The 6,891-nt window shown below is 71.7% G+C and carries 7 protein-coding genes; 1 reads left to right on the top strand and 6 read right to left on the bottom strand.

Going from position 1 to position 6,891, the window contains the following annotated elements:
* Positions 1-186: 186 nt before the first annotated feature.
* From AC13HU_RS28315 to AC13HU_RS28300, 4 genes are all read right to left on the bottom strand, one after another.
* Complete coding sequence (locus tag AC13HU_RS28315) at positions 187-591, bottom strand: DUF2795 domain-containing protein (RefSeq protein ID WP_483044801.1); 405 nt, start codon at positions 589-591, stop codon at positions 187-189.
* Positions 592-808: 217 nt separating this feature from the next.
* Positions 809-1,567 carry a G1 family glutamic endopeptidase gene (locus AC13HU_RS28310; protein WP_483044800.1) on the bottom strand — a complete coding sequence of 253 codons (759 nt, stop codon included), beginning with the start codon at positions 1,565-1,567 and terminating at the stop codon, positions 809-811.
* A 308-nt stretch (positions 1,568-1,875) separates the two neighbouring features.
* On the bottom strand, positions 1,876-2,046 hold the full coding sequence (locus tag AC13HU_RS28305) for a hypothetical protein (protein WP_483044799.1): 171 nt from the start codon (positions 2,044-2,046) through the stop codon (positions 1,876-1,878).
* A 317-nt stretch (positions 2,047-2,363) separates the two neighbouring features.
* A complete protein-coding gene (locus tag AC13HU_RS28300) occupies positions 2,364-4,706 on the bottom strand; it encodes a hypothetical protein (protein WP_483044798.1) in 2,343 nt (780 codons plus the stop codon).
* Between the two features lie 47 nt (positions 4,707-4,753).
* On the opposite strand from AC13HU_RS28300, the gene AC13HU_RS28295 reads away from it, so the two are divergent.
* The gene (locus AC13HU_RS28295; RefSeq protein ID WP_483044797.1) at positions 4,754-5,008 is read left to right on the top strand and encodes a hypothetical protein; all 255 of its coding nucleotides are present in this window, start codon (positions 4,754-4,756) and stop codon (positions 5,006-5,008) included.
* A gap of 188 nt (positions 5,009-5,196) precedes the next feature.
* Here the strand turns inward: AC13HU_RS28295 and AC13HU_RS28290 are convergent, their stop codons facing one another.
* Positions 5,197-5,787 (bottom strand): cysteine dioxygenase, encoded by a 591-nt coding sequence (locus AC13HU_RS28290; RefSeq protein WP_483044796.1) that lies wholly within the window; start codon positions 5,785-5,787, stop codon positions 5,197-5,199.
* The gene (locus AC13HU_RS28285; RefSeq protein WP_483044795.1) at positions 5,784-6,845 is read right to left on the bottom strand and encodes an amidohydrolase family protein; all 1,062 of its coding nucleotides are present in this window, start codon (positions 6,843-6,845) and stop codon (positions 5,784-5,786) included. Before AC13HU_RS28285 ends, AC13HU_RS28290 begins: the two co-directional genes overlap by 4 nt.
* Positions 6,846-6,891 lie beyond the last annotated feature (46 nt).

Here is a 6,891-nt window from a genome sequence, read left to right as displayed (position 1 = left end):
GTCACACCACGAAGCTAGCCGCTCGCGGGAAGCGGTTGGACGGGGGCCCGTTTCCGGACGGCCCTGTTCTCGGATTGACCCTTTTATTCGGACGGGGGTGCCCAGCTGCCCGATGGGAGCCCCCGCTTCCGGACGGGGGCTCCCGGTTCCGGGGGAGCGGTGGTATGGGCGCCGGGGGAGGACGGCTCAGTCGCGGCGGACCTCGACCCCGTAGCCCAGGGCCTGCACGACGGCCTGGACGTTCGGGTAGGTCTCGTCCGGGGGAAGGCCGGCCACCCGCTCGACGAGCGCGTCCGGCGCCTGGTGGCGGTGGAGCGCGCCGAGCAGGGCGCCGCGGCGGGCCGGGTAGACGCTGCGGTCGAGATGCCTGGCCAGGTCGCTGCGCACGTAGACGCCCTGCGGCGTCATGCCGGCCGGCGCGGCGCCGCTGCGGGCGGGCTCCGTGAGGGCCTGGTCCTGGTCGGAGGGCTGAGGCTCGGCGAGCTCCTCGCCGGCCCGCACCGCCCGGTTCGCCTTCAGCGCGACCTGCATCTCCTTCTTCAGTTCGTCGTCACGGGCGAAGCCGGTCTTGTTGGTTCCCTGGTCCGTCATGCGGCGATGGCCTCCCTTGTCGATCGCCGGGCCGCGCGGCATGTGCGCCGCGCCCCGGCCGGGGCTGGGTTCCATCGGGTACCCGACCGTTACGTCCCGAAACCACCCCTGTCCCGGAGAGCCGTACGCCACTCGACCCCGCCCGGGGCAGGTCCGGGCGGGGCCGAGGGCGTCAGCCGGCCGCCGTCCTCACGGGTGCGGCCCTACGACGCCGCGGTCAGCTGTGCTTCCAGGTCACCGTGAAGTTCTCGCTCCCCGACAGGGCCGAGGTGCTCGCCTTCGTGGTGCTGCCCGAGGCCATGTTGATCTGGTCGGGCGAGTAGTTGCCGATCGGCTGGCCGTTGGCGGTGGCGTTGGTGAACGACGCCGTGCCGAAGTTGGCCAGCGGCAGCACGCCGGTGGAGCTGGACGGCGCCTCGGCGATGATCTCGGCGGACGCGTCGGACAGACCGCTCTGCGTCTTGGTGGTGGTCTTCGTCCATCCCTGGGTGGTGTCGGAGAGCGTGAGCGTGTACTTGGTCCCGCTGACGCTGACCGTGGAGGTGAAGTGGTCGCCCGCCTTCACCGTGTTGCTGTAGTTCACCGGGTACGCGGGGTACATCTCGTACCAGGAGTAGTACTGGGGGCTGCCGCCCGAGCAGTCGCCCTCGCTGCCGGTCTGTTCCACCGAGTTGCTGCCGTCGCCGTCCAGGCCGATCCAGAACGACGAGTAGGCCGTCGAGCTGGAGCAACTGACCGCCGGCTGTACCCAACTGGACGAGACGCTGGTGAAGGTCTGCCCGGTGGCCGCGTAGCCGGCCCAGTTGGAGCTGGTGCTGTGCTCGATGCGGCCGTCGGGGCCGATGACACGGTGGCTGCCGACCGGCGCCTGGAAGACAGTGGGGGCGGCGCTCGCCACGGCCGGGGCGGTGGCCAGGGCGGACATGACCGCCGCGCTGACGGCTGTTGCGGCGGTGAAGCGCTTGGTTGCCGACATGCTGCTCCTTCTCGCGGATCTCGCGGTGCAGGCGTGTAACCGGCGGCGGTCAGTGGGGTTCGCGTGCCGCCAGTGATTGACAGTGTGCAGACAATGACCGATGCGGAGGCACCCGTTCGTGCCAACGATCGGCAAAGACCATGCCAAGTGCGGTGCGGGAAAAGGGGTGTTGGGCATCATTGTCGGGCAATTCGGCGCCCCGCGGAGGGGGATCGCGGCGTGCAAGCGGACGGCCGGGCTCCGCACGGCGCCGACCGCGCGGCGGGGGCGGCGGCGTCCGGCGACCGCTCGGCGGAGGCGGGGCTCGGCTACTCGCCCAACTGCTGCCGGATCTCGACGTCGACGGCGGACTCCGGCCCCGGCCCCGACTTCGTGCCACCGGCCTGGCGGAAGATCCTCGCCACCCCGGCTCTCGTGGCCTGCCGCGCGCCGGCCGCCATCGCCGCGGTCATCGTCGGCGCCGCGTCCGGCCCCGGCATCAAGTCCCCTGACGGCACAGTGAGTTGCGTCCGTCGCTTGATGACGAGGGAGCGGCCCGCCCTTGGCCCGCGGGCGGAATGCGCACCACGCCGGACCGGCGAACGTTCGCGCTGCCCTGCCGGCCCCGCCTACGACTGGCAGGGCGACCGGCTCGGGTGCTGGTGCCGTCGCTGAAGACGTGGGAGCCGCGGTGCAAGGGGCGCCGCCCGCCTACCGGCCGGTGGGGGACGCGAACCGGTACCGTCACCCGGAAGACGATCTGCCCGCCGGCTTCGAGGACGACAGTGCGTCGATGCCAGGCGTGACTCCTGCCGCGTCAGGAGCCGAAGATCAGGTCGGTTCCGGTGCTGTCGAACCATTCCCAGTACTGTTTGTGGCCACCGAGCTCCCGTTCCTTGAAAGCCCAGTGTGCGACGGTGGGGTTGCCGGCGTCGTCGAGCAGGTCCAGGTCGAGTACGTAGGTGTCGTAGTTCTCGTTGCCGACGGCGTGGACGAATCGATCCGGTGGGAGTCCGTCGAGGCGTTCGGCCACCACTGTCCAGCTGTCGTCTTTGAAGAATTCCAGGGTGTTGCAGTCGAGGCCGCCGCCGATGCTCTCCCAGCCGTTGTCCAGGCTGTGATGGATGGCCCAGAAGTCACGGACCGGTCGGGGAACCGGGCCGGCCAGCAGTGGCACGACGGTGGTCGGGTCGGCGACCTGCGGGGCGGAACCGACCAGGAGAGACATGTGGTAATCCCGTGCCGGGTCGGCGAACTGGTCGAGACGGTCCGGTGTGTCGGCGAGTCGCTCCGATCTGTTGTTGTCGCGCTTCCACGTGAGATAGCCGAGGGCGGGTGTGCCGCTCTTGTCGATCAGCAGGACCAGGCCCAGGGTCCGGTCGTGGACGGCGGCGAGGAACCGGGGGGCGAACCCGGCGACCGGCGCCCACACCCGGGTCAGCGCCTGCGTCAGGTCGGCGCCGGGTGGGATCCCCCACGGGTTGTCCGGGAACGGTACGTCCCCGACGCCGCCGCGCAGCAGCAGCCCTACCGCGGTCGAATGGCTGGTGTCGAAATTGCCGCTGATGATCTCCTGGACCAGGTCGAGGCGCCGGCCCGCCAACATCGCCCGTTCAAGCGGTCCTTGACGGGCGTAGTCGTCCCCGGCGGCGCGGAACTCGGCGCGCAGTTCGGCCGTCCGGGCGTCGGAGGCAGGAACTGCCGGTGTACCGTCCCGGGCGAATGCCGCCGTGGTGGGTTCGGGGCCCGTCGCATCGGTGGCATGTGCACCCATGCCCTCGAAGGTGACGCCGGGTGCCCGTTCGGGGAGGTCGCCGAGTTCGGTGATCGGGGTCCGGAACAGGTCGACGAAGCGCAACGCGGGCAGGGTGACGACCACGGTCAGGTCCCGGACCGGGCAGCCGACCAGGCCGAGCACTTCCAGCGTCGCCATTCCCGACAACGGCGACAGGTCGCTCACCCGCGTCTGATGAACGATCAGGCGGTGCAGGCGTAGTCCGGACAGCGGGGCGAGGTCGGACAGCGGGCCGCCGCAGACGGACAGGTCGGACAGGCCCGTCAGGCCGGCCAAGGGCGCAAGGTCGGTGACTTGGGTGTGCTCCAACCGTAGGTCGTGCAACTGCGTGAGCCGGGCAAGCGGAGTGACATCGTGGACCGGAGCGTCGATCGACAGATCATGAAGGGTCCGGACCGGACGCAGTACCGACGCGAGCCCCACCAGGTCGACCGGGAGACTTGAGTGCACCGACAACCACCGCAGGTTCCGTAGCCACCCGAGCGGTGCCAGATCAGCGGGCCGGTGCAGCGTCAGGCTCAACCCGTCGACCGCGTCGAGCGCCTCCTGGGGGATCGGGCCGCTGCCGACACCGGCCTTGGAACGGATGGCCCATTCGACGCTGTGCTCAGGAGGCAGGCTGACCTCGTGGCGTGGCGCCCGCGCGTAGGCGTACCGGGCGGGATTACCCCTCGTGGGGTACGCGTGCTGCTCGCCTGGGGCCAGGTCGGCTCTCCACCGCTCGTAGTCCCGTTCCTCGGCCGCCAGCCGCGCCTGTTCGAGGTGTTGGCGCGCCCGTTCGTGAGGCGAAACGTCCGGCTCGTCAAGCTGCTGGCCGAAGATGGCAGCGTGGAGGCGCTCCTCCGGGTCGGGTTCACGAAACCGAACGCGCTGATCCCGGAGCGCGATCGTACCCGGGTGCCAGAAGGCGGCGTCACCGGCGATGATATGCAGGGCCTCGTCGATCGGTAACGGGGCGAGCTGCCGGTCGAAGCGGTCGAGGGCGGCTCGCATACGTTCCTGCGTCCGGATCTGCGTCTCGTCCCGGTGGGCCAGGTAGGCATCCCACTCGGGCGCCAGATCGGTCTCGGGCGCGTCGACGCGTTCCAGGAAGAAGGTGAACGTCTCCGCTGTGGCGAGCCGCTCGTGTTCCGCGATGATCCGCTTGCGCAGCGACGCGTGGAAGCCGCCGGCGGCATCCGCGGCGCCCAGCACTTCTGCCAAGGGGGTCCCGGCGATGCGAACTTGGCCGGCGTGCAGGTCCAGCGGCATCGGCCTGCCGAACACGGTGACTTCGACCCGCACCTGGTCGCCGATATGGGAGATGAGGACCCCCGGCACACCCGCAAACGGGCCGTCGGTCACTTCGACCTCCATCTCGTCCATGGCGGGCTCGTCCTTCCGAATGTCGAGTAGGTGGTGAGCGATGATCGATGTTGTACCACCCGACACGGACAGTCCCCGGTGCGGCGACATTCGGCAGCGTCACCGAGGACGAGGCGGTGCAGGAGACCTGGCTGCGCTATGAACTCTCCCGACGGCCCGCGTCCGGGTGGCGATTCGTCGAGGGGCGGGTGCAGACGATCCGTGTGGTGATCGACCCGACAGGCTCGGGTACATGGGCCCGTTGGCGGGACGGGCGGGAGGTGCTGCGCGAAGCGCGGCAGGCGGGCCGGGACCAGGGTTGAGCGTAAGGACGGCCGGGACCCGGACCGACCGTACGGCCGACCGCGCCCCGTCCCCGCCGAATCGGTGCCCCGGTGGTCGGGCCCGCCCCCGTAGCCGGGGCCCGCTCCCGCGCGCCCGCCACGTCACGTGTACGCGTACGCGCGCGCCTTCGCGTGCGCGGGTCCGCGCGTCGGTCGTCCCGCGCCGCTCAGACGATGTCGTCCAGCGGCCGCAGTTCGTCCGCGTACGACACCGACGTGCGCCGCAGGATTCCGGTGCGGCTGACGGCGTACTGGCCCATCCGCCACAGCGGCGGCGAGTACGCGTGGATCGACACGCTTCCGGCGTCCCGGCCGGTGAGCCGGGGGATGTGGTCGGGGCCGAAGCAGTAGACCTGGCCGGCCGGGACCGGGGTGGCCAGACTCGGCATGCCCACCGCGAGGTTGTGCTCGACCAGGGTGCCCTGGGTGACGGCGACGGCGCCGGAGGATATGTCGTGGTCGTGCCAGCCGGTGTCGTTGCTCGGGGTCCAGCACAGCACCCATACGTCCACGTGGGCGTCGCGGTGCAGCGAGACGTAGTGGCGCCGGTCGTCGGCGAAGAGCACGTGGCGGCGCCAGAGCGAGGGGTCCGCGGCGACGGCGCAGGCGAGTTCGAGCAGTTCGTGCTTGTCGAGGTCGCGTCCGGGCAGCGTGTCGAGGGTGAGCGAGGACGACACGCCGAGCCAGGGCTCGGCGCGCTGTACCGGAGCGGTGTCATGGTCCTCGGGCGACGGCAGGGACGACGGCGGAGCGGTCACGGGCTGATCCCTTCGAGTAGGTGGAGCGGAGTGCCGACGCGGACGGCGAACTGCGCCGCCGCGCCCAGACGGGGGTCGGTCGGGGTCGCGTACGGGCGGTCGCTGCCCAGCACGAGGGCGTCGATGCCCAACACGCGGACCACGGCGTCCAGCGCCTGCCGGCCGTAGGAGGAGGTGTCCACGAACACGCCCGGGTCGAGCCGCAGCGGGCCGCCGCCGCGCATCGCCGCCCGCTCGTGGTGGACCGGGGCGAGCCCGGCCGCGGCGGCGAAGCAGATCCGCAGCCGCGGCAGCAGGGCGCGCCCGGCGGTGTGCCAGGCCCACCACGCCGCCTGGAGCTGGCCGGTGTAGCCGACCACGGCCGGCCACCAGGCGGGCAGTTGCGCGGCCGACGGCGGCTCGGGCCCCGGGTGGACCAGCACGGGTTTGCCCGCCGCCTCGGCCACCGCGAGCACCGGCGCGAGCCGTTCCAGCGCCTGGGGCGTGGCCATCGCGACCGCCGGCACCTGGAGCCCGACCAGCCCGCGGGCCGCGGTGGCCCGGCCGCCGGGGGTACCGGGGGTGCCGGACATGCCTGCCGCGGTGGCCCGGCGATCGGATGTGCCCGCCGCGGTGGACGTGCCGGACGCACCGGAAGTGCCGCGCGGCGCCGCATCCTTGAGGAGCATGGCCAGCGACTCCGGGTCGGGCGCGGTCAGTTGGGCCGACGCCCACCCCTCGAACGGCGCCGGCAGCGCGAGAACGCCCGCGTGCCAGGCGTCCAGCAGCGGGGCCGCCTCGTCGGGCGGCAGCAGTTCGATGCCCAGCGGGCTGGACAGGGACACGGCGATGCGGCGCAGATCCGGATCGAGGCGGGCCCGTAGCGCCGGGTCGTGGTCCTCGGGCCGCACCTCGTAGGGCGGCTCACCGGACAGGTGCAGGGTCCAGCCGTCGAGACGCGGCGGCCGGGTCCGGGCGCGCAGCCGCTCGACGAAAGCGGCGGGCCACAGGTGCTGGTGGACATCGGTGGGGACAGCGGGGGCGGTGGGGCCGTCGGTAGTGCGACCGTAGTCGGACATACCCTCCTCACCTGTACTGATGCGCTTCAGTTAAGCGCTTCAGTGA

Source organism: Streptomyces sp. NH27 (genome assembly GCF_056859195.1).
This window is presented reverse-complemented; position numbering and strand designations above follow the sequence as displayed.